Source organism: Pseudomonas sp. GW821-FHT02A08, from assembly GCF_059422045.1.
On the sequence record NZ_JBWKWD010000021.1, the window covers coordinates 17,714 to 37,167 of the forward strand.

At 58.7% G+C, this 19,454-nt stretch carries 18 protein-coding genes and 3 tRNA genes; 2 read left to right on the forward strand and 19 right to left on the reverse strand.

Annotation, left to right across the window (positions count from 1 at the left end; all coding sequences use genetic code 11):
- Window positions 1-2 precede the first annotated feature (2 nt).
- Window positions 3-779, forward strand: coding sequence for a TatD family hydrolase (locus AC07W4_RS16085; protein ID WP_495033080.1), 777 nt, complete (start codon window positions 3-5; stop codon window positions 777-779).
- On the opposite strand, the gene AC07W4_RS16090 is transcribed toward AC07W4_RS16085, so the two are convergent.
- The 4 genes from AC07W4_RS16090 to ampD all read right to left on the reverse strand — a co-directional run bounded on the left by AC07W4_RS16090 (window position 780) and on the right by ampD (window position 5,029).
- Complete coding sequence (locus AC07W4_RS16090; protein ID WP_104450898.1) at window positions 780-1,169, reverse strand: hypothetical protein; 390 nt, start codon at window positions 1,167-1,169, stop codon at window positions 780-782.
- A gap of 245 nt (window positions 1,170-1,414) precedes the next feature.
- On the reverse strand, window positions 1,415-3,445 hold the full coding sequence (locus AC07W4_RS16095) for a methyl-accepting chemotaxis protein (protein WP_495033081.1): 2,031 nt from the start codon (window positions 3,443-3,445) through the stop codon (window positions 1,415-1,417).
- Window positions 3,446-3,635: 190 nt separating this feature from the next.
- A complete protein-coding gene (ampE, locus tag AC07W4_RS16100; RefSeq protein ID WP_008047435.1) occupies window positions 3,636-4,472 on the reverse strand; it encodes a regulatory signaling modulator protein AmpE in 837 nt (278 codons plus the stop codon).
- Window positions 4,469-5,029 (reverse strand): 1,6-anhydro-N-acetylmuramyl-L-alanine amidase AmpD, encoded by a 561-nt coding sequence (gene ampD / locus AC07W4_RS16105; RefSeq protein ID WP_495033082.1) that lies wholly within the window; start codon window positions 5,027-5,029, stop codon window positions 4,469-4,471. Before ampD ends, ampE begins: the two co-directional genes overlap by 4 nt.
- A gap of 252 nt (window positions 5,030-5,281) precedes the next feature.
- Here ampD and nadC point away from each other — a divergent pair, with 252 nt between their 5' ends.
- Entirely contained in the window at window positions 5,282-6,130 is an 849-nt protein-coding gene (gene nadC / locus AC07W4_RS16110; protein ID WP_495033083.1) for a carboxylating nicotinate-nucleotide diphosphorylase, read from the forward strand.
- A gap of 75 nt (window positions 6,131-6,205) precedes the next feature.
- Here the strand turns inward: nadC and AC07W4_RS16115 are convergent, their stop codons facing one another.
- From AC07W4_RS16115 to folP, 15 genes are all read right to left on the reverse strand, one after another.
- Window positions 6,206-6,511 (reverse strand): DUF6388 family protein, encoded by a 306-nt coding sequence (locus tag AC07W4_RS16115; protein ID WP_495033084.1) that lies wholly within the window; start codon window positions 6,509-6,511, stop codon window positions 6,206-6,208.
- A gap of 133 nt (window positions 6,512-6,644) precedes the next feature.
- A tRNA-Thr gene (locus AC07W4_RS16120) sits at window positions 6,645-6,720 on the reverse strand.
- A gap of 138 nt (window positions 6,721-6,858) precedes the next feature.
- Window positions 6,859-8,964 carry a polyribonucleotide nucleotidyltransferase gene (gene pnp / locus AC07W4_RS16125; RefSeq protein WP_007915263.1) on the reverse strand — a complete coding sequence of 702 codons (2,106 nt, stop codon included), beginning with the start codon at window positions 8,962-8,964 and terminating at the stop codon, window positions 6,859-6,861.
- 206 nt (window positions 8,965-9,170) lie between these two features.
- Entirely contained in the window at window positions 9,171-9,440 is a 270-nt protein-coding gene (gene rpsO, locus AC07W4_RS16130; protein ID WP_015093441.1) for a 30S ribosomal protein S15, read from the reverse strand.
- A gap of 143 nt (window positions 9,441-9,583) precedes the next feature.
- Window positions 9,584-10,501: a tRNA pseudouridine(55) synthase TruB gene (gene truB, locus AC07W4_RS16135; RefSeq protein WP_008047441.1), complete on the reverse strand. Its 918-nt coding sequence runs from the start codon at window positions 10,499-10,501 to the stop codon at window positions 9,584-9,586.
- A 3-nt stretch (window positions 10,502-10,504) separates the two neighbouring features.
- Window positions 10,505-10,906, reverse strand: a complete 402-nt coding sequence (gene rbfA, locus AC07W4_RS16140; protein ID WP_007973108.1) for a 30S ribosome-binding factor RbfA — start codon at window positions 10,904-10,906, stop codon at window positions 10,505-10,507.
- A 159-nt stretch (window positions 10,907-11,065) separates the two neighbouring features.
- Window positions 11,066-13,591 (reverse strand): translation initiation factor IF-2, encoded by a 2,526-nt coding sequence (gene infB / locus AC07W4_RS16145; RefSeq protein WP_008047445.1) that lies wholly within the window; start codon window positions 13,589-13,591, stop codon window positions 11,066-11,068.
- Between the two features lie 27 nt (window positions 13,592-13,618).
- Window positions 13,619-15,100 carry a transcription termination factor NusA gene (gene nusA, locus AC07W4_RS16150; RefSeq protein ID WP_007988680.1) on the reverse strand — a complete coding sequence of 494 codons (1,482 nt, stop codon included), beginning with the start codon at window positions 15,098-15,100 and terminating at the stop codon, window positions 13,619-13,621.
- Window positions 15,101-15,159: 59 nt separating this feature from the next.
- Window positions 15,160-15,618 (reverse strand): ribosome maturation factor RimP, encoded by a 459-nt coding sequence (gene rimP / locus AC07W4_RS16155; protein WP_495033085.1) that lies wholly within the window; start codon window positions 15,616-15,618, stop codon window positions 15,160-15,162.
- Window positions 15,619-15,756: 138 nt separating this feature from the next.
- Window positions 15,757-15,833 (reverse strand) — tRNA-Met (locus AC07W4_RS16160).
- A 97-nt stretch (window positions 15,834-15,930) separates the two neighbouring features.
- Window positions 15,931-16,016: transfer RNA gene (locus AC07W4_RS16165), tRNA-Leu, on the reverse strand.
- 22 nt (window positions 16,017-16,038) lie between these two features.
- A complete protein-coding gene (secG, locus tag AC07W4_RS16170; RefSeq protein ID WP_011332406.1) occupies window positions 16,039-16,422 on the reverse strand; it encodes a preprotein translocase subunit SecG in 384 nt (127 codons plus the stop codon).
- 4 nt (window positions 16,423-16,426) lie between these two features.
- Complete coding sequence (tpiA, locus tag AC07W4_RS16175) at window positions 16,427-17,182, reverse strand: triose-phosphate isomerase (RefSeq protein WP_008047446.1); 756 nt, start codon at window positions 17,180-17,182, stop codon at window positions 16,427-16,429.
- Window positions 17,183-17,248: 66 nt separating this feature from the next.
- A complete protein-coding gene (gene glmM / locus AC07W4_RS16180; protein WP_495033086.1) occupies window positions 17,249-18,586 on the reverse strand; it encodes a phosphoglucosamine mutase in 1,338 nt (445 codons plus the stop codon).
- A 16-nt stretch (window positions 18,587-18,602) separates the two neighbouring features.
- Window positions 18,603-19,454, reverse strand: coding sequence for a dihydropteroate synthase (folP, locus tag AC07W4_RS16185; protein WP_495033087.1), 852 nt, complete (start codon window positions 19,452-19,454; stop codon window positions 18,603-18,605).

The window sequence follows — 19,454 nt, forward strand, 5'->3', positions numbered from 1 at the left end:
CCGTGGAGCTGATCGACACCCACACCCATCTGGATTTTCCGGACTTCGACGCCGACCGTCAGGCGCTGCTGGCCGAAAGCCGCGCCCTCGGGGTGCGGCGGATCGTGGTGCTGGGGGTTTATCAGGCCAATTGGCAGCGGGTCTGGGAGCTGGTGCGAAGTGATCCCGACCTGCACGCCGCGTTCGGACTGCACCCGGTGTACCTGGACGATCATCGCCCGCAACACCTGAGCGAACTCGGCGATTGGCTGACCCGCCTGGCCGACCATCGGCAACTGTGTGCGGTGGGCGAAATCGGCCTGGACTACTTCATCGAATCCCTCGATCGCGAGCGCCAACAGGCGTTGTTCGAGGCGCAATTGCAACTGGCGGCTGACTTCAATCTTCCGGCATTGATCCATGTGCGGCGTAGCCATGCGGCGGTGATTGCCACGCTCAAACGGTTTCGCCTGAAACGCGCCGGGATCATCCACGCCTTCGCCGGCAGCAAGGAGGAGGCGCGGGAATACATCAAGCTCGGTTTCAAACTCGGCCTTGGCGGCGCCGCGACCTGGCCTCAAGCACTGCGCATGCACCGCGTGCTCGCCGAGCTGCCACTGGATTCTGTGGTGCTGGAAACCGACTCGCCGGACATGGCGCCCGCCATGTTCCCCGGCCAACGCAACAGCCCGGCACACTTGCCGGCGATCTGCGCGGCACTGGCGCAATGGATGGCAATCAGCCCGGAACGACTGGCGGCTGCCAGCACCGCCAACAGCTGCGAAGTGTTCGGCTGGTAATCAGTCAGCGTGAGCCCTGGCAGCCTCCAGGATCAGCGTCAGGTGCTGACGTCGGCGGAAGTAACGAACCACCGCGAAGTACACGAACAAGACGATCAGCGAAGCATTCAGCTGTTCGATGACACTGAGCATTCCCACCCACTCCATCACCAGCGCCACGAGCAAGGCCGTGCAGACCATCACCCGCAGGCTGGCGCGCAACAGCGAAAAAGAGTCGAGAGACTTGAAGCGCTTGATCTGTTCCGGACAACGTAACTGAACATGTTTCCGGCAGTGGGCACAGGCAAACGCTTCATTGATCGCAATGGCGTTGAGTTGCCAGGGTTGAAGCAGCAACGTGCGCTGACAATGCGCACAGCGTCCCTGGACTCCTGTTGTTGCAGCAGACATGACCAAGCTCCTCCATGGCGGTAAACCGCGTTAATCTTCCTTGATTGAACTCCAAATGCCAGCGCACGAAGAGAATCAGGAGGACTCCCACCTGGAAAGGGAAAAAGTATTACAAAATCTTCCGACAGCACATCAAAACTGTGGGAGCGGGCTTGCCCGCGAAAGCGATCGTTCAGTCACATTAATGTTGGATGTGCCGCAGTCTTCGCGGGCAAGCCCGCTCCCACAGGGTCCCGAGAAGAATTTCAGACCCGGAATGCACTGATCAACTGCTTCAACTCCACGACCTGGGCCGACAACGCCCGGCTGGCATCTTCGGTCTGATGCGCACCTTCAGCGGTACGCTCGCCGGCGCGATTGATCTCGACGATGTTCTGGTCGATGTCGTGGGCCACGGCGGTTTGCTGCTCCACGGCGGCGGCAATCTGCTGGTTCTGGTCGACGATCATGCCGACCGCACCCAGGATGTTTTCCAGCGCCCGCTGGACCTTCTCCGACTGCCCCACCGTGCCGCTGGCCATTTCATGGCTGGTGCCCATGGCCTTGACTGCTGCGCCGACACCACCATGGAGCCTGGCGATCATCTGCTCGATTTCTTCGGTCGATTGCTGGGTTCGTTTGGCCAGGGTCCGGACTTCGTCGGCTACCACGGCGAAACCACGCCCCTGCTCACCGGCCCGTGCGGCCTCGATAGCGGCATTGAGCGCCAGCAGGTTGGTCTGCTCGGCGATGCTCTTGATCACTTCGAGCACGCGGCTGATGGACTGGCTGTCGCTGGCCAGTTGGTTGATCACCAGTACCGATTGATCGATCTCGCTGGCCAGTGCGGCAATGCTGCCTTGCTGCGACTCCACCAGGCCGCGTCCATTGATGGTCTCATCGTTGACGCTGTGGGCACTGCTCACCGCCGCGGCGGCACTGCGCGCCACTTCCTGGGAAGTGGCCGACATCTGGTTCATCGCCGTGGCCACTTGTTCGATCTGTGTGCGCTGCCCGGCGACGGCCTGGTTGCTTTGCGCGGAAACGTTTTCCACTTGCCCGGCCTGACGCTCGACTTCGCTGACGGTCTGCCCCACCCGCTCGATCAGGTCATGGATTTTTTTCACCGTGCCGTTGAATACCTCGCCCAGCTCACCCAACTCATCGCGGCTGTGGGCGCTGAAGGTCACGGTCATGTCCCCGGCCGCCACCTTGTCCATCACCCCACCCAGGCGTTTGAGGGTGGTGCGGGTCGAGGCATAGAAACCGCCGTAGAGGTAGAAGATCAGTACAAACACCACAGACAACGCCACGGCCTGCATGATCATGTGTGTACGATTCTGGTCCAGGCGTTGCTGCAACTGTGGGCCGAGATACTTCAGGGTTGCTTCATTGAGTTGGTAGGTCTGGTCCATCAGGGCAGTGACCTGATCGTAAAAACCCTGCCACGGCGCATCCAGAGTGTCGGCCATGACCACTTGTTCTTCGAACAGCTCGCTGGCCTTCTTCAACGACGCCCGGCTGCTATCGGCCTGTGCGGCCAGGGTTTCGCGTACGGCTTTGCTGGAACCCAAGGCATCCTGCAACTTCAGGCCATACTCGGCCTGGAGCTTTTCAATCTGCGCCAGCAATTCATCGAAACGGGTACTCGAAGCCGAATTGATGAACCCCTGCCCCAACGAATAAGACCCCATTGCCCGACCTTCGCCCAGGATCTGGGTGACCCGCGGCGTGACGAGGGTGACGAGCTCGCTCAACTGACGCATGTCGCTCTGGTTGTCGCGACTGAGGCCGGACTGGCTGGTGATGAGCTGGCTGAAAATCTGCGCGCTGCCCACCAGTTTGCCGATCAAGGCACTTTTGCTTTGCAGGGAGTTCTCCGTTTGCTGGGCCTGGAACGCGGCGATCATTTCATCGCGTTTGCCATCAAACACCGCGACCTGCTCCGGGTCGCTGGTCATCGCGGTCAGCCCTTGCAGGCGCGTCAGAATATTCTGCTCGAGGGTGCTGATCTTCGATTCGACATTGCCGGCCTTGCCGGATTGGCCGAGGCTGACATTGATCTGCACCAGGTTGTTCAGGGTTTCCAGATCACGCCGCAGCATCAGGCTGCTGCCCAACAGGTCGAGACTTTGCAGTTCGATGCGTGTGCCCTGGAATTCGCGATAGGAGTCACGCACCAGATAGAAGTTGGTCACCAGCATCGGCACCAGGAACAGTACGCTGATCAGGCTGAACTTCATGCCGAAGCTCAGGCGGTTCATCAGTGCGACAGCGGGATAGAGCAAGCTCTTCACTGGATGTCTCCCTTCAATTTCTTATTTTTTTTATTGGCGGGCGCAGACAGACGGCAGATAGCCACTATTCGACGCTATCTCTGTATAACTTAAATCGGCAGGAAGTTTTGTAACTTAAGGTTAACGACAGGGCGAAGCACTTCGGACTAGTGATCGCCCCGTGGCGAGGGAGCCTGCTCCGGCGGCCCCGTTAATGCAGGACTGTCCACAACGCAAACCCGGCATACCAGAGCACCGCCGCACGCAGCAGCAGCGCCCAGATGCGGTCCAGATTGTTGATGCCTTCCGCGCCGGTCACCGGCGCCGGAATTTCACCGGCCACCAGCCCGACTCTCACTATCAATTGCGCGGCGCTGATGTTCCAGTTCAGCAGCTCATGCAGCATGACCCGACTGACCGCAACAAAATTGCCGACCAACGCCAAACTCGCCGCCAGCAGACGCACCGGCAACCAGTCGAAGGCGTGACGCAGTTGCCCGGCGCGCTCGACCAGCGCAGGGGTTTTCCCGTGTTCTTCGGCCAGCGCCAGCAGTCGATAACTCAGTGCCGCGACCGGCCCCAACAGGAAGTACCAGAAAATCACCGCGAAAAAGCTATGGTAGGCCTCCCACAGCAAATGCCCTTCGACCTGCTCGAGCAACTGCTCGCCACTGTCCGCACAGATATCCAGATCGCGCTTGGCGACATGGGCCGCCGCTTGCAGGTCCTCCCGACGCCAGGCATCGCGGAACGGTCCGAGATCGCCCAGCAGATCACCGCGCCCCAAGCTGTAGATCACCACCAGCAAATGGATCGGCAACGCCAGCAACCCGTAGGCCACCGGCTCGATGACGACCAGCAGCAACCCCAGCAACGCCACCGGCAACAACACCATTACCGCCAACACCAGCCATGGCCGGTTTGAAAGTCGCGGGCTGGCCTCAAGCTTGTTCAGCTCGTGTGTCCAGCCATTGTCACGCTGGACCCGATGACGCAGGGCCGAGAACTTCTCGATCCACACCGCCAACAGCAACACCAGAAAACTCATCGTCCTTCCTCTTGTGCCAGGGCGGCACGATAGCGTGCCCAGTCGAACGCCGGCCCTGGATCGGTTTTGCGCCCCGGTGCAATGTCGCTGTGCCCGCAGATGCGCTCTGTGGTGATTGCCGTGAACGCCTGCTGCAACTGGCGGGTCAGGGCTGTCAACGCGATGTATTGAGCGTCGGTGAACGGCAGATCATCCGTGCCTTCGAGCTCGATGCCCACGGAAAAATCGTTACAGGTTTCCCGCCCCTGGAAACACGAGACGCCGGCGTGCCAGGCGCGCTCAAGACAAGAGACAAACTGAGTGACGGTGCCGTCACGTTCAATCAGAAAGTGCGCAGACACTCGCAGGTCGGCGATCCCTGCAAAGTAGGGATGTTCCGTGACATCCAGACGATTCTGGAAAAATTCCTGCACCTTGCCGGTCTGAAATTGCGCGGGCGGCAGACTGATATTGTGGATCACCAGCAGGGAAATCTCGCCCTCGGGGCGCGCATTGAAGTTGGGCGAAGGGCATAAACGCACACCCTGACACCAACCGCTCGCGGGGTCCAACTGCATACCGACTCCTTCAACGTCGACTGTGTTGGCACAGTATGCCGCGATAATCCATCGGGGCGCGATCACTTGCCGCGTTTAAGGCGCTTTAGGTTGCCGATCTCAAACAGGCGCTTGTTCGGAGTCGACGGCCGACGCCGACAACGTCAGGGACTTGACCAAATGCAGGCACCAGCGCCAACGTAACGCGCTGATGCCTTGGGTTGGTCGCTGACATGGCCCTATAATCGAGCCACTTTGTTTGTGGAGTCCGTTATGCCGAATCTACGTCTCGCCGATCTGACCGCCGAAATCGAAGCCAACGTGCGCCGTGCGTTGCGTGAAGACATTGGCAGCGGCGACATCACCGCGCAGTTGATCCCGGCCGAACGCCTGGCCAAAGCCACCATCATTACCCGTGATGCGGCCGTCATCAGCGGCACCGCCTGGGTGGATACCGTGTTTCGGCAACTGGACCCACGGGTGGCGGTGCACTGGCAGGTTGCCGACGGCGAACGGGTTGCGCCCAATCAGGTACTGTTCCACCTCGAAGGCCCGGCGCGCTCACTGCTGACCGGCGAACGCAGCGCCCTGAACTTCCTGCAATTGCTCTCCGGCGTGGCGACCCGCGCGCAGTACCTGGCGGACTTCGTGGCCGAGACTCAGGTCAAGCTGCTCGACACCCGTAAAACGCTGCCGGGGCTGCGCCTGGCGCAGAAGTACGCCGTGACCTGCGGCGGTTGCCACAACCACCGCATCGGCCTGTATGACGCCTTCCTGATCAAGGAAAACCACATCGCCGCCAGCGGCGGCATCGCGCAGGCCATCGCCGCCGCGCACAAGATCGCCCCGGGCAAACCGGTCGAGATTGAAGTGGAAAGCCTGGATGAATTGAAAGAAGCGCTGGCGGCCGATGCCGACATCATCATGCTCGACGAACTGAGCCTGGACGACATGCGCGAAGCCGTGCGCCTGAACGCCGGCAAGGCCAAGCTGGAGGCCAGCGGCGGGATCAACGAAAGCACGTTGCTGCCGATTGCACAGACCGGGGTGGATTACATTTCGATCGGTGCGATGACCAAGGATGTGAAGGCGGTCGATCTATCGATGCGCCTGAGTCTCTAGGAGCAGTTACAAGCGGCAAGCTGCAAGCGGATCTGCTTTGACTTGTAGCTTGCCGCTTGAAGCTTGAAGCTGCTTTCAAACCACCAGATTGTTCATCTCGCAGTACTCTTCCCACTCGACGCCCAAGACTTCGGCCGCTTCTTTATGCAGCTTCAGTCGTTCTGCTTCGTACTCTTCCGGCGTTGAGGTGTACTTGAGTGTCAATTCCCACGGCTGCAAGCCCTGGGCTTCCGCTTCGTCCTCGAACGCCCATTGAATCTGGTCTTTCTGATCATCGGCACTCAGGTCCTTGATCTCTTCCATCAGATCCGGCACATCCAGCACGTACTTTTTCAGTGCTTCTTCGTGTCTGGCTTCTTGGGTCAATTCTTTTATTGTCATGGCGTTCTCGTTGATCTGGGGAATGGAAGATGGATCTGGATCATCAAGGATCTCTCTGACGCAAAAAAACCGTATGAAGCGCGGTTTGTCTGGCCTTCAGAACCATTCGGGATCATCTGAAAACAAGTCTTGCTGGTGCCCGAGACAGGAATCGAACCTGCGACCTTCGCGTTACGAGTGCGCTGCTCTACCGGCTGAGCTACACGGGCGGTGGGCTAAACCTAGCACTGACTTCAGGGGCAGGCAACTTCCGGAGCGTCTCAATTTCCTGCAGACAAAAAAATGCCCCACCGTTTTCACGGCGGGGCATTTTCTATAACGTTGAAGCGGTCAGGCGCGGGGGGTAATTAAACGCCCGAAGCCTTGGCTGCTGCCACGTCTTTGATGGACAGCTTGATACGGCCGCGGTTGTCCACGTCCAGTACCAGAACTTCCACTTCCTGGCCTTCTTTCAGAATGTCGGTCACTTTCTCAACGCGAGCGTCGCTCAGCATGGAGATGTGAACCAGACCGTCCTTGCCCGGCAGGATGTTGACGAATGCGCCGAAGTCAACGATTCGCTCAACCTTGCCGACGTAGATCTTGCCGATCTCGGCTTCAGCGGTGATACCCAGAACGCGCTGACGAGCAGCTTCTGCCGCTTCCTTGGTTTCGCCGAAGATCTTGATCGAACCGTCGTCTTCGATGTCGATCGAAGCCTTGGTCTCTTCACAGATCGCACGAATGGTCGCGCCGCCTTTACCGATGACATCACGGATTTTGTCGGTGTCGATTTTCATCGCGATCATGGTCGGAGCGTTGGCCGACAGCTCGGTACGCGACTGGCCAATGATCTGGTTCATCTGGCCGAGGATGTTCAGGCGCGCTTCCAGGGCTTGGCCCAGAGCGATTTCCATGATCTCTTCGGTGATGCCCTTGATCTTGATGTCCATCTGCAGCGCGGTGACGCCTTTGGCGGTACCGGCTACCTTGAAGTCCATGTCGCCCAGGTGGTCTTCGTCACCCAGGATGTCGGTCAGGACGGCGAATTTCTCGCCTTCTTTAACCAGACCCATGGCGATACCGGCAACCGGCGCCTTCATCGGCACACCAGCGTCCATCAGGGCCAGGGAAGCGCCGCAAACGGAAGCCATCGAGCTCGAACCGTTGGATTCGGTGATTTCCGAAACCACGCGGATGGTGTACGGGAACACGTCAGCGGCAGGCAGCATGGCCGAAACCGAACGACGAGCCAGACGGCCGTGACCGATTTCACGACGACCAGCGCCACCCATGCGACCACACTCGCCCACCGAGAACGGAGGGAAGTTGTAGTGCAGCATGAACGGGTCTTTCTTCTCGCCTTCCAGGGTATCGAGCAGCTGTGCATCACGGGCAGTACCCAGAGTTGCGACGACCAGAGCCTGGGTTTCGCCACGGGTGAACAAAGCCGAACCGTGGGTTTTTGGCAGAACACCGACTTCGATGTTCAGCGGACGTACAGTCTTGGTGTCGCGACCGTCGATACGTGGCTTGCCGTTGACGATGTTTTCGCGAACGGTGCGGTATTCGATTTCGCCGAAAGCCGCTTTGACTTCGCTGGAAGAAGGCTGGCCTTCTTCACCGGACAGTTTGGCAACGACCTGGTCCTTCAACTCGCCCAGGCGAGCGTAACGGTCGGCCTTGACGGTGATGGTGTAGGCCTGGGAGATCGCTTCGCCGAACTCGGCACGGATAGCGCCCAGCAGTTCGGTGGCTTCTGGCGCAGGAGCCCAGGTCCAGGTTGGCTTGGCAGCTTCAGCGGCCAGTTCCTTGACGGCGTTGATCACAACCTGGAACTCGTCGTGAGCAAACAGTACCGCGCCCAGCATCTGGTCTTCGGTCAGCTCTTTGGCTTCCGATTCAACCATCAGTACGGCGTCCGAAGTACCGGCAACGACCATGTCCAGGCTCGAAGCAGCTTGCTGCTCGTAAGTCGGGTTCAGCAGGTAGCCGGTGCTTTCGTGGAACGCAACGCGGGCAGCGCCGATCGGGCCATCGAAAGGAATGCCGGAGATCGCCAGGGCAGCCGAGGTACCGATCATCGCAGCGATGTCCGGATCGGTCTTCTTGCTGGTGGAAACGACGGTGCAGACAACCTGCACTTCGTTCATGAAGCCTTCAGGGAACAGCGGACGGATCGGACGGTCGATCAGTCGGGAAGTCAGGGTTTCTTTCTCGGAAGGACGGCCTTCGCGCTTGAAGAAACCGCCAGGGATCTTACCGGCAGCGTAAGTCTTTTCCTGGTAGTGAACAGACAGAGGGAAGAAGCCCTTGCCTGGATCGGCTTGTTTTGCACCGACTACGGTCACCAATACGCTGACGTCGTCGTCAACGGTGACCAATACTGCGCCGGAGGCCTGACGGGCGATACGGCCAGTCTCGAGGGTAACGGTCGACTGACCGAACTGGAATTTTTTGATTACCGGGTTCACGGTGTCCTACCTTCTTTGTGGCTCTTGGGGGAACTGGTTTCTTGCGAAATTCTTGGGCAATGCCGGGTATCGGCCCGACCGGTTTGTCCAGGTGTTACTCAGGCAAAGCAGGTATCCAGATAAAACTTGAGGCTGGAAGCCTGTCATGCGCCGGCGGGAAACCCGCTGGTGCACGACAGACAACCAACCTCTAGCGCAATCGCTTATTAGCGACGCAGACCCAGGCGACCGATCAGAGTCTGATAACGACCCAGATCCTTGCCTTTCAGGTAGTCCAGCAGCTTACGACGCTGGTTAACCATGCGGATCAGACCACGACGGGAGTGGTGGTCTTTACCGTTGGCCTTGAAGTGACCTTGCAGCTTGTTGATGTTGGCGGTCAGCAGTGCAACTTGCACTTCTGGCGAACCAGTGTCACCAACAGCTTGCTGGTAGTCAGCAACGATTTGAGCTTTTTCTTGAACGTCGAGAGCCATGAGGCAATCCTTTTATCAGGAAACTGTTTATCGAAAAACAGTTTCAACAGGCCAGGGACAAATCCCTGTATCTAAAAAAGAGTAGTGACCGTGCCTGTTGACAGCCACCCTCGCCAGCCTGCTGTTACACAGACTGGTTTCGGTCATTCTGACCGAATCAAACGACGCGGCGCGATGCGCCCGTCTTCGCTCACTTCACCGATACCGATGAAGCGACCATTGTGATCCTGTACCCGCACCATGCCGAACTTCGGAGCATCCGGGGCACGCACCGGCTGGCCGTTGAGCCAGTAGAACGCACTCGCTTCCGAAAACTGCAGCAGTGGCCAATCCAGCAGGCCGCTGTCCGATGGCATCAGGAAGCGATCGACCGCTTCGTTGCCGCCTTCGGCATGTACCGCTTCCAACTCTTCGAGGGTAACCGTCTGCGCCAGGGTGAATGGCCCGGCCTGGGTACGTCGCAGTTCAGCAACGTAAGCGCCACAACCGAGTTGCTCACCGATATCCTCCACCAGGGTACGGATATAGGTGCCTTTGCTGCAATCCACCGCCAGCCGCGCAGTATCACCTTCGAAGGCCAGCAATTCCAAGCGCGTAATAGTAACAGAACGCGGTTCGCGCTCCACTACTTCGCCTGCACGAGCCAGCTTGTACAGCGGCTGGCCATCACGCTTGAGCGCCGAGTACATCGGCGGTATCTGACTGATTTGCCCGCGAAATTTCGGCAGTACAGCCTCGACATCGGTGCGACCAACGGTCACCGGGCGTTCCTGCAAAACTTCACCTTCGGCATCCGCCGTGGTGGTGGTCTTGCCCAGTTGCGCCAGGGTTTCATAGCCCTTGTCGGAATCGAGCAGGTATTGCGAGAACTTGGTGGCTTCGCCGAAGCAGAGCGGCAACACGCCGGTGGCCAAGGGATCGAGGCTACCGGTATGACCTGCCTTTTCGGCGTTCAGCAACCAGCGAACCTTCTGCAAGGCCGCGTTGGAGGTGAACCCCAGCGGCTTGTCGAGAAGGATGATGCCGCTGACGTTACGACGGATACGTTTGACCTGAGCCACCGATTACTCCTTGGTGTCTTCGGCTTCTGCCGCAACCGGATGCTGATTGTCTTCAGCCACTGCGCGCTCGATCAATGCCGACAGATGTGCACCACGCACGACGCTTTCGTCGTAGTGGAAGTGCAGCTGTGGAACGCTGCGCAGCTTCATCTCGCGAGCCAGCTGCATGCGCAGGAAACCGGCGGCGGAGTTGAGCACCTTGATGCTTTGTGCGATTTCTTCGGCGCTGTCCTGCCCCATCACGGTGATGAAGATCTTGGCGTGACCGACGTCACGGCTGACTTCCACAGCGGTAATGGTGACCAGGCCGACGCGCGGGTCTTTGACTTCACGACGGATCAGTTGTGCCAGCTCGCGCTGCATCTGGTCGCCGATACGTTGGGTACGGCTATATTCTTTTGCCATGTATTGTTACCTGTTACTGCCCCACGGTGAAACCCGTGAGGTCTGAAAGCGGCAAACGCCCGGCCTGACAAAAGCCAGACCGGGCGTTGCGTTTAGAGTCCTGGTGACGAGCCGTGCATTTGCATGCGACTACCCGTCACGGCTCCTGAAGTGCGCGAGTTAGAGGCTGCGAGCAACCTGCACCTTCTCGAAGACTTCGATCTTGTCACCGACCTTGACGTCGTTGTAGCTCTTCACGCCGATACCGCATTCCATGCCGGCACGCACTTCGGAAGCGTCATCCTTGAAGCGGCGCAGGGATTCCAGCTCGCCCTCGAAGATAACGATGTCTTCACGCAGTACACGGATTGGACGGTTACGGTGCACAACACCTTCGATAACCATGCAACCGGCGATCGCGCCAAACTTCGGCGAACGGAACACGTCACGCACTTCGGCGATACCCAGGATATTCTCGCGAACATCGCTGCCGAGCATACCGGTCAGGGCTTTCTTGACGTCTTCGATGATGTCGTAGATCACGTTGTAGTAACGCATATCCAGACCTTCCTGCTCGACGATCTTGCGAGCGCCGGCATCGGCACGCACGTTGAAGCCGAACAGTACAGCGTTGGAAGCCAGTGCCAGGTTAGCATCGGACTCGGTGATACCACCGACACCGCCGCCCACTACGCGCACTTGCACTTCGTCGTTGCCCAGGCCATTCAAGGCACCGTTCAACGCTTCCAACGAACCACGGACGTCGGATTTGAGGACGATGTTGAGCGTCTTCTTCTCTTCCTGGCCCATGTTTTCGAAGATGTTTTCCAGCTTGCCGGCGTGAGCACGGGCCAGCTTGACTTCGCGGAACTTGCCTTGACGGAACAGAGCCACTTCACGGGCTTTCTTCTCGTCGGCAACCACGCTCATCTCGTCGCCAGCATCCGGGGTACCGTCCAGGCCGAGGATCTCGACAGGGATGGCCGGACCGGCTTCCTTGATTGGCTTGCCGTTCTCGTCGAGCATGGCGCGAACGCGGCCATAGTTCGAACCGACCAGGACCATGTCGCCCTGACGCAGCGTACCGTCTTGAACCAGAACGGTAGCCACCGGGCCCCGGCCCTTGTCCAGACGGGATTCAACCACGACGCCACGGCCAGGGGCCGATGGAGTGGCAGTCAGTTCCAGAACTTCGGCTTGCAGCAATACGGCTTCGAGCAGTTCGTCGACGCCAGTACCCATCTTCGCCGAGACCGGTACGAATGGCGTGTCACCACCCCACTCTTCCGATGTCACGCCGTGAACCGACAGTTCGCTGCGGATGCGATCGAGGTCAGCACCTGGCTTGTCGATCTTGTTCACTGCAACAACCAGTGGCACACCAGCCGCTACCGCGTGCTGGACAGCTTCAATGGTCTGCGGCATCACGCCGTCGTCCGCTGCAACCACCAGGATCACGATGTCGGTCGCCTTGGCACCACGGGCACGCATTGCGGTAAACGCAGCGTGACCAGGGGTGTCGAGGAACGTCACCATGCCACGGTCGGTTTCAACGTGGTAAGCACCGATGTGCTGGGTGATACCACCGGCTTCGCCAGCAGCAACCTTGGCACGACGGATGTAGTCGAGCAGGGAAGTCTTACCGTGGTCAACGTGGCCCATTACGGTCACGACTGGTGCACGGGAAACAGCCTCGCCTTCAAACTTCAGGGACTCGGCCAGGGAATCTTCCAGGGCGGTGTCGCTGACCAGGGTCACTTTGTGGCCCAGCTCTTCGGCAACCAGCTGAGCAGTTTCCTGATCCAGTACCTGGTTGATGGTCGCTGGAGTACCCAGTTTGAACATGAACTTGATGATTTCAGCAGCCTTCACCGACATCTGCTGGGCGAGATCGCCAACAGTGATGGTCTCGCCGATCTTCACTTCGCGCACGACAGGGCCGGTAGGGCTCTGGAAACCGTGGGCATTGCGCTTCTTCAGCTTGGCCTTGCCGCGACCACCACGACGGAAGCCATCGCTTTCTTCGTCGGTAGTACGCGGGGCAACACGTGGAGCCGGAGCCTTTTCCTTGACCGAAGCACGATGCGGAGCGTTTTTGCGCTCGCCATCGCCGCTACCGCGACGACTGTTGTCGTCGGCACGTGGCTTGTCCGGACGGCGCTGTTCGTCACGCTTGCGGGTATCGGCCGCAGGCGCTGGAGCTGCCGCCACTACCGGTGCGCTTTCGCGAACTGGCTCGGCCACCGCAGCAGGCGCTGCAACAGGTTCGGCTTGAGCGGTCGGCGCAGCAGCAGGCTGGCGACGCGCTTCTTCTTCGGCGCGACGCTTGGCTTCTTCTTCAGCCTTCTGACGAGCAGCATTTTCTACTGCGCGACGTTCATCCAGTTCACGCTTGCGCTCGGCTTCGATTTCTTCCGGGCTGCGCTGTACGAAGACTTTCTTCTTGCGTACTTCAACGCTGATGCTCTTGCTGCCAGCAACACGCAGGGTGCTGGTGGTTTTACGCTGCAGCGTAATCTTGCGTGGTTCTTCCACTTTCGCCTTGTGGCTGCTTTTCAAGTGAGTCAGCAACGATTGCTTCTCACTGTCAGTCACATGTTCTTCGGCGGCGGTGTGCGGCAGACCTGCCTCACGCATCTGCTGCAACAGGCGCTCTACCGGTGTTTTGACCTCATCGGCCAGTTGTTTCACCGTGACTTGCGTCATGCACTTCTCTCCTCAGGCCGCGCCTAATTACTCGAACCAGTGGGCTCGGGCGGCCATGATCAACTTGCCGGCACGATCATCGTCAATGCCGTCGATGTCGAGCAGGTCGTCAATAGACTGCTCGGCCAGGTCTTCGCGGGTAATTACGCCGCGCACCGCCAGTTCCATCGCCAAATCCTTGTCCATACCCTCAAGCGAGAGCAGGTCTTCGGCCGGATGGGCGTCTGCCAGCTTTTCCTCAGTAGCGATGGCTTTGGTCAACAAGCGATCCTTGGCACGAGCGCGAAGCTCGTTGACGATTTCCTCGTCAAAGCCGTCGATGTTGAGCATTTCTTCCAACGGTACGTAGGCAATCTCTTCCAGGCTTGTGAAGCCTTCATCTACCAGCACCTGAGCCAGTTCTTCGTCGACTTCCAGCTCGTCGATGAAGTTGCGCAGGATGTCGCCGGTTTCTGCTTGCTGTTTAGCCTGGATGTCCGATTCGGTCATCACGTTCAGGGTCCAGCCAGTCAACTGGCTGGCCAGACGCACGTTCTGACCACCGCGACCGATGGCCTGAGCCAGATTGTCTGCGCCAACGGCGATGTCCATTGCGTGGGCATCTTCGTCAACGATAATTGCCGCAACCTCGGCCGGGGACATGGCGTTGATCACGAACTGAGCCGGGTTGTCGTCCCACAGAACGATGTCAACACGCTCACCGCCCAACTCACCCGACACTGCCTGGACGCGCGAACCGCGCATACCGATGCAAGCGCCCTGCGGGTCGATGCGTTTGTCCTTGGAGCGAACGGCGATCTTGGCGCGCGAACCCGGATCACGGGACGCAGCCATCACTTCGATCAGGCCTTCGGCAATTTCCGGCACTTCGATGCGGAACAACTCGATCAGCATTTCCGGCGCGGTACGCGACAGGATCAACTGCGGGCCGCGGTTCTCGGTGCGGATTTCCTTGAGCAGCGCACGCAGACGCACGCCAACCCGGAATGTTTCGCGAGAAATGATGTCTTCACGGGCCAGCAACGCTTCGGCGTTGTTGCCCAGATCAACGATCACGTTGTCGCGGGTAACTTTTTTCACGGTGCCGGAGATGATTTCACCCAGGCGCTCGCGGTAAGCGTCAACAACCTGAGCGCGCTCGGCTTCGCGAACTTTCTGCACAATGACTTGCTTGGCAGTCTGTGCAGCGATGCGGCCGAACTCGATGGACTCGATCTTCTCTTCTACGACGTCACCGACCTTGGCGCCAGGGTGCGTTTCAGCAACCTTGCTCGGCCAGGTTTCGATGGCCGGATCGTCCAGGTCTGCTTCTTCGACGACCGTCCAGCGACGGAATGTCTCGTATGCACCCGTGTGGCGATTGATTTCCACACGCAGATCAACTTCGTCTTCGAAACGCTTCTTGGTAGCAGTGGCCAGGGCCAGCTCCAGCGCTTCAAAAATCACGTTTGCCGGTACGCCCTTTTCATTGGATACCGACTCAACAACCAGCAGTACTTCTTTGCTCATCGTACGCCTCGCCTTTCGCAAGCCATTGGATCCGCGGGATCCGCAGTATCTGGCACGCCTCAGTCAAAACTGGGAATAATGTTGGCCTTGTCGATCAAATCGATCGGCAACAGGAACTCATGGTCTTCTACCTGCACCACGACATCCTGCTCTTCTACGCCGCGCAGAAGGCCCTGAAAGTTGCGTCGTCCTTCAAAAGGCGAGCGCAGCTTGATCTTCACTTGTTCACCGGCAAATTTTGCAAACTGCTCAAGAGTGAACAGAGGGCGTTCCATGCCAGGCGAGGAAACTTCAAGGGTGTACTCAACGGAGATTGGATCTTCAACATCCAGCACACCGCTGATCTGACGGCTGACGATGGCGCAATCGTCCACCAGCACGCCGCCTTCTTTATCGATATAAACGCGCAACATCGAGTGACGACCCTGAGCCGAAAACTCGATACCCCAGCATTCATAGCCTAGGGCCACGACCACCGGGGCCAGCAAGGCCTGCAACTCTTCTAGCTTGCTCGACACCTGAACCCCCTAGTGCATGTATGTGCATGCTATGCAAAATAAAAAAATGGGCGAAACGCCCATCCTTGAAACGCCGTCGAACAGCGGCGTTGAAAGTGTCCAGCTAACAAAAAGCCCCTTAAAAGGGGCTCCTTAAACTGGTTGCGGGGGCCGGATTTGAACCGACGACCTTCGGGTTATGAGCCCGACGAGCTACCAGACTGCTCCACCCCGCGACAAAGCTGGGGCGGAAGTATACGACCGATCCCCTACAGGGTCAATGTAACCTTCCACCTGCAAGAAAGCCCGCAACAGCGGGCTCTCCTGACTAATTGGTACCGAGAAGGGGACTCGAACCCCTACACCCTATGGGCACAACCACCTCAAGGTTGCGTGTCTACCAATTCCACCACCTCGGCAATACTACGTTTGAAACCCTTCTTACTTCTGCTCTTGAGCTGGAGGCACGTCAGTCGCTGGAGTAGCCGACTTTTGCTCTTGAAGCACCGGGACATCATCAGAAGCCGGTTGTTGCTTTGGAACTTCCAGTACCGCTGGATTTGGGAGACCTGCTTGAGTCAGCTGATGAGCCTTCTCTTTAGCAAAGTAACCTAACCCTAAGCTGGTTATGAAAAAACCTGCGGCAAGTATAGCAGTAAACTTACTAAGAAAGGTAGAGGAACCTTGGCTTCCGAACACAGTATTTGAAGCACCTGCTCCGAAAGACGCGCCAGCATCCGCACCTTTACCCTGCTGCAGCAAAACCAGAGCTACTACGCCCAATGCACCCAGCAGATGAAAAACGACTACGACTGTTTCCAGCATTTTTTCAGTTTCCCGCGGCGCGACAGATCGCACCGAACTCATCTGCATTCAGGGAAGCCCCACCAATCAGGCCCCCATCGATATCCGGCATGCCGAACAGTTCGACCGCATTGGCCGCCTTCACGCTGCCGCCGTATAGAAGCCGCACACCTTGTGCGACTTCAGAATTCTCTGCCGCCAACTGGGCGCGAATGGCTGCGTGCACATCCTGCGCCTGTTGCGGCGTTGCAGTCAGCCCGGTGCCAATGGCCCAGACCGGCTCGTAAGCGATCACTGCCCTGGCAAAGGCGCCGACACCCAGCTCCTCGATGATACTGCCCAGCTGACGCGAGACAACCTCAAGAGTCTTTCCGGCCTCACGCTGTTCAAGGGTTTCCCCTATGCACAACACCGGAATCAAGCCACATGCCTGTGCCGCTGCGAACTTGCGGATCAGCACTGCGTCCTGCTCGCCCATGATCTGGCGGCGTTCGGAGTGCCCGACAAGCACCAGGGAACAACCTGCATCCACCAACTGACTCGGCGCAACTTCACCGGTCAACGCGCCTTGCCCGGATTCCACCGCAGAATTCTGCGCGCCGACCGAAATCGACTTTCCTTCCAGACCATCAATCACTTGATTGATATGCAGCAAAGGCGGGAATACCGCGACATCAACATCGCTCGGCAAGGCCAAGTCACGAAGGCCGTCGATCAGCTCAGCGACGCTGGCGCGGGTACCGTGCATCTTCCAGTTACCAGCTACCATAGGGCGACGCATGCTGTACCTCGTCGGTCAAAGTGGGCGCAGATGTTACCCAACACAATCATGGCTGGCAAGCCGAATTCAGGCAGAAACTTCAGTAACCAGTTTTGCCAGCTCTTCGGCGTAGCCGCGAACCTGCGTTTCGTCTTCGCCTTCGACCATCACACGCACCAGTGGTTCGGTTCCGGACTTGCGCAACAGCACCCGCCCGCGACCCGCCATGGCCTTGGTCACACGCTCGCTGGCCTCCTTGACCGACGGATGATCGAGAGGGCTTGCGCCACCACCGAATCGCACATTGATCAGCACCTGAGGGCACTTGCGCAGCGCCTGTCGGGATTGCGCCAGACCTTCGTCACGCCTGCTCAGAGCCATCAACACCTGCAGCGCGGCAATGATTGCATCACCCGTGGTGGTGTGACTGAAGCACACAATGTGCCCGGAGTTTTCACCTCCCACGACCCAGTTGCGCTCCAGCAGCTCGGCAATGACATAGCGGTCACCGACGTTGGCACGCACCAATGGAATGCCCAGGTCCGCCAGGGCCAGCTCCAGCCCCAGGTTACTCATCAGGGTTCCGACCACGCCGCCCTGCAGCTTGTTGTGCTGATGCAGATCACGGGCAATGATGAACAGCAGTTCGTCGCCATCCACCACCGCCCCCGTGTGATCGACCATCTGAACGCGGTCGCCGTCACCATCGAAGGCAATGCCCAGATCGGCCTTCTCAGCCACGACGGCAGCCTGCAGCGACCCCATATGGGTCGAACCGCAATTGTCGTTGATGTTCAATCCATTGGGCTGCGCCGACAGTACGACGACTTCAGCGCCCAACTCGCGAAACACGCTCGGCGCCACTTTGTAGGTCGCACCGTGTGCGCAGTCGATCACGATCTTCAGGCCCGAGAAGCTGGTGCCGGTCGGCACGCTGCTCTTGCAGAATTCGATATAGCGTCCCGACGCGTCGTTGATCCGCGACACCTTGCCGATCTTGCTCGACTCCACCACGGTCATTGGCGTATCGAGCAGTTCTTCGATCATCAGTTCGACTTCATCCGGCAGCTTGGTGCCCTTGCCGGAGAAGAACTTGATGCCATTGTCATCATGGGGATTGTGCGACGCACTGATGACGATGCCTGCCTCGGCATGGAAAGTGCGCGTCAGATAGGCGATTGCCGGAGTCGGCATCGGCCCCAGCAGCATCACATCGGCACCTGCCGACGTCAGGCCCGCTTCAAGCGCCGACTCAAACATGTAGCCGGAGATCCGGGTGTCCTTACCGACCAGCACCTTGCAGGCGCCCATCTTGCGGAAAGCCATGCCAGCAGCCCAGCCGAGCTTGAGCATGAAATCAGGAGTAATCGGGTATTGACCCACCCGACCACGAATACCGTCGGTACCAAAATATTTCCTAGTCATAAATGCTCCATGATTCTTATTCGGCGGATTCCACTGCGGCAATCATTCTCACCACATCCACTGTTTCGGCCACGTCATGGACGCGCAAGATACGCGCGCCCTTCTGCAAAGCCAGCGCCGCGAGAGCAAGACCGCCATACAAACGCTCTCCGACCGGCCGATTCAAGGCCTGACCGATCATGCTCTTGCGCGAAACACCGACCAGCAGTGGCCGCCCAAAGGCATGCAGGGCTTCCATATGCTTGAACAAGCTTAGATTGTGCTGCAAGGTTTTGGCGAAGCCAAAGCCGGGATCAAGAATGACCCGCTCAGCCGGAATGCCCGCCAAAGAACACTGATGCAGACGCTCGGCGAGAAACTCGCCGACCTCCCTGGTGACATCCTGATACTGCGGATTGTCCTGCATATCGCCCGGCTCGCCCAGCATATGCATCAGGCAGACCGGCAGCCCGGTGGCCGCTGCAGCATCCAGGGCACCATCGCGACGCAACGAACGTACGTCGTTGATCAACCCGGCACCCAGGCGCGCGGTTTCTCGCATGACGGCAGGCGTTGAGGTGTCCACCGATATGATCACATCCAGCTCGCGACTGATGCGCTCGACGATGGGAGCTACGCGCTCCAGCTCTTCGAGAGGCGATACGACCCTGGCACCGGGGCGGGTGGACTCTCCACCGACGTCGATCAGCGTAGCGCCTGCCGCCACCATGGCTTCGGCGTGACGCATGGCCGCGTCGTGCTGACTGTATTGGCCACCATCGGAGAAAGAATCAGGGGTGACATTGAGAATACCCATGACATGCGTCTGGGCCAAATCAAGAACCCGATTGCCGCAAGGCAACCGGGTCGAGGACTGAACAGAAGTCAT

What these genes read in the sequence shown, in the direction of transcription:
- AC07W4_RS16090 (WP_104450898.1), bottom strand. Translation starts at nt 1,169, where the DNA reads ATGTCTGCTGCAACAACAGGAGTCCAGGGACGCTGTGCGCATTGTCAG.
- ampE (WP_008047435.1), bottom strand. Translation starts at nt 4,472, where the DNA reads ATGAGTTTTCTGGTGTTGCTGTTGGCGGTGTGGATCGAGAAGTTCTCG.
- ampD (WP_495033082.1), bottom strand. Translation starts at nt 5,029, where the DNA reads ATGCAGTTGGACCCCGCGAGCGGTTGGTGTCAGGGTGTGCGTTTATGC.
- nadC (WP_495033083.1), top strand. Translation starts at nt 5,282, where the DNA reads ATGCCGAATCTACGTCTCGCCGATCTGACCGCCGAAATCGAAGCCAAC.
- AC07W4_RS16115 (WP_495033084.1), bottom strand. Translation starts at nt 6,511, where the DNA reads ATGACAATAAAAGAATTGACCCAAGAAGCCAGACACGAAGAAGCACTG.
- rpsO (WP_015093441.1), bottom strand. Translation starts at nt 9,440, where the DNA reads ATGGCTCTCGACGTTCAAGAAAAAGCTCAAATCGTTGCTGACTACCAG.
- rbfA (WP_007973108.1), bottom strand. Translation starts at nt 10,906, where the DNA reads ATGGCAAAAGAATATAGCCGTACCCAACGTATCGGCGACCAGATGCAG.
- infB (WP_008047445.1), bottom strand. Translation starts at nt 13,591, where the DNA reads ATGACGCAAGTCACGGTGAAACAACTGGCCGATGAGGTCAAAACACCG.
- nusA (WP_007988680.1), bottom strand. Translation starts at nt 15,100, where the DNA reads ATGAGCAAAGAAGTACTGCTGGTTGTTGAGTCGGTATCCAATGAAAAG.
- secG (WP_011332406.1), bottom strand. Translation starts at nt 16,422, where the DNA reads ATGCTGGAAACAGTCGTAGTCGTTTTTCATCTGCTGGGTGCATTGGGC.
- tpiA (WP_008047446.1), bottom strand. Translation starts at nt 17,182, where the DNA reads ATGCGTCGCCCTATGGTAGCTGGTAACTGGAAGATGCACGGTACCCGC.
- glmM (WP_495033086.1), bottom strand. Translation starts at nt 18,586, where the DNA reads ATGACTAGGAAATATTTTGGTACCGACGGTATTCGTGGTCGGGTGGGT.
- folP (WP_495033087.1), bottom strand. Translation starts at nt 19,454, where the DNA reads ATGACTTCTGTTCAGTCCTCGACCCGGTTGCCTTGCGGCAATCGGGTT.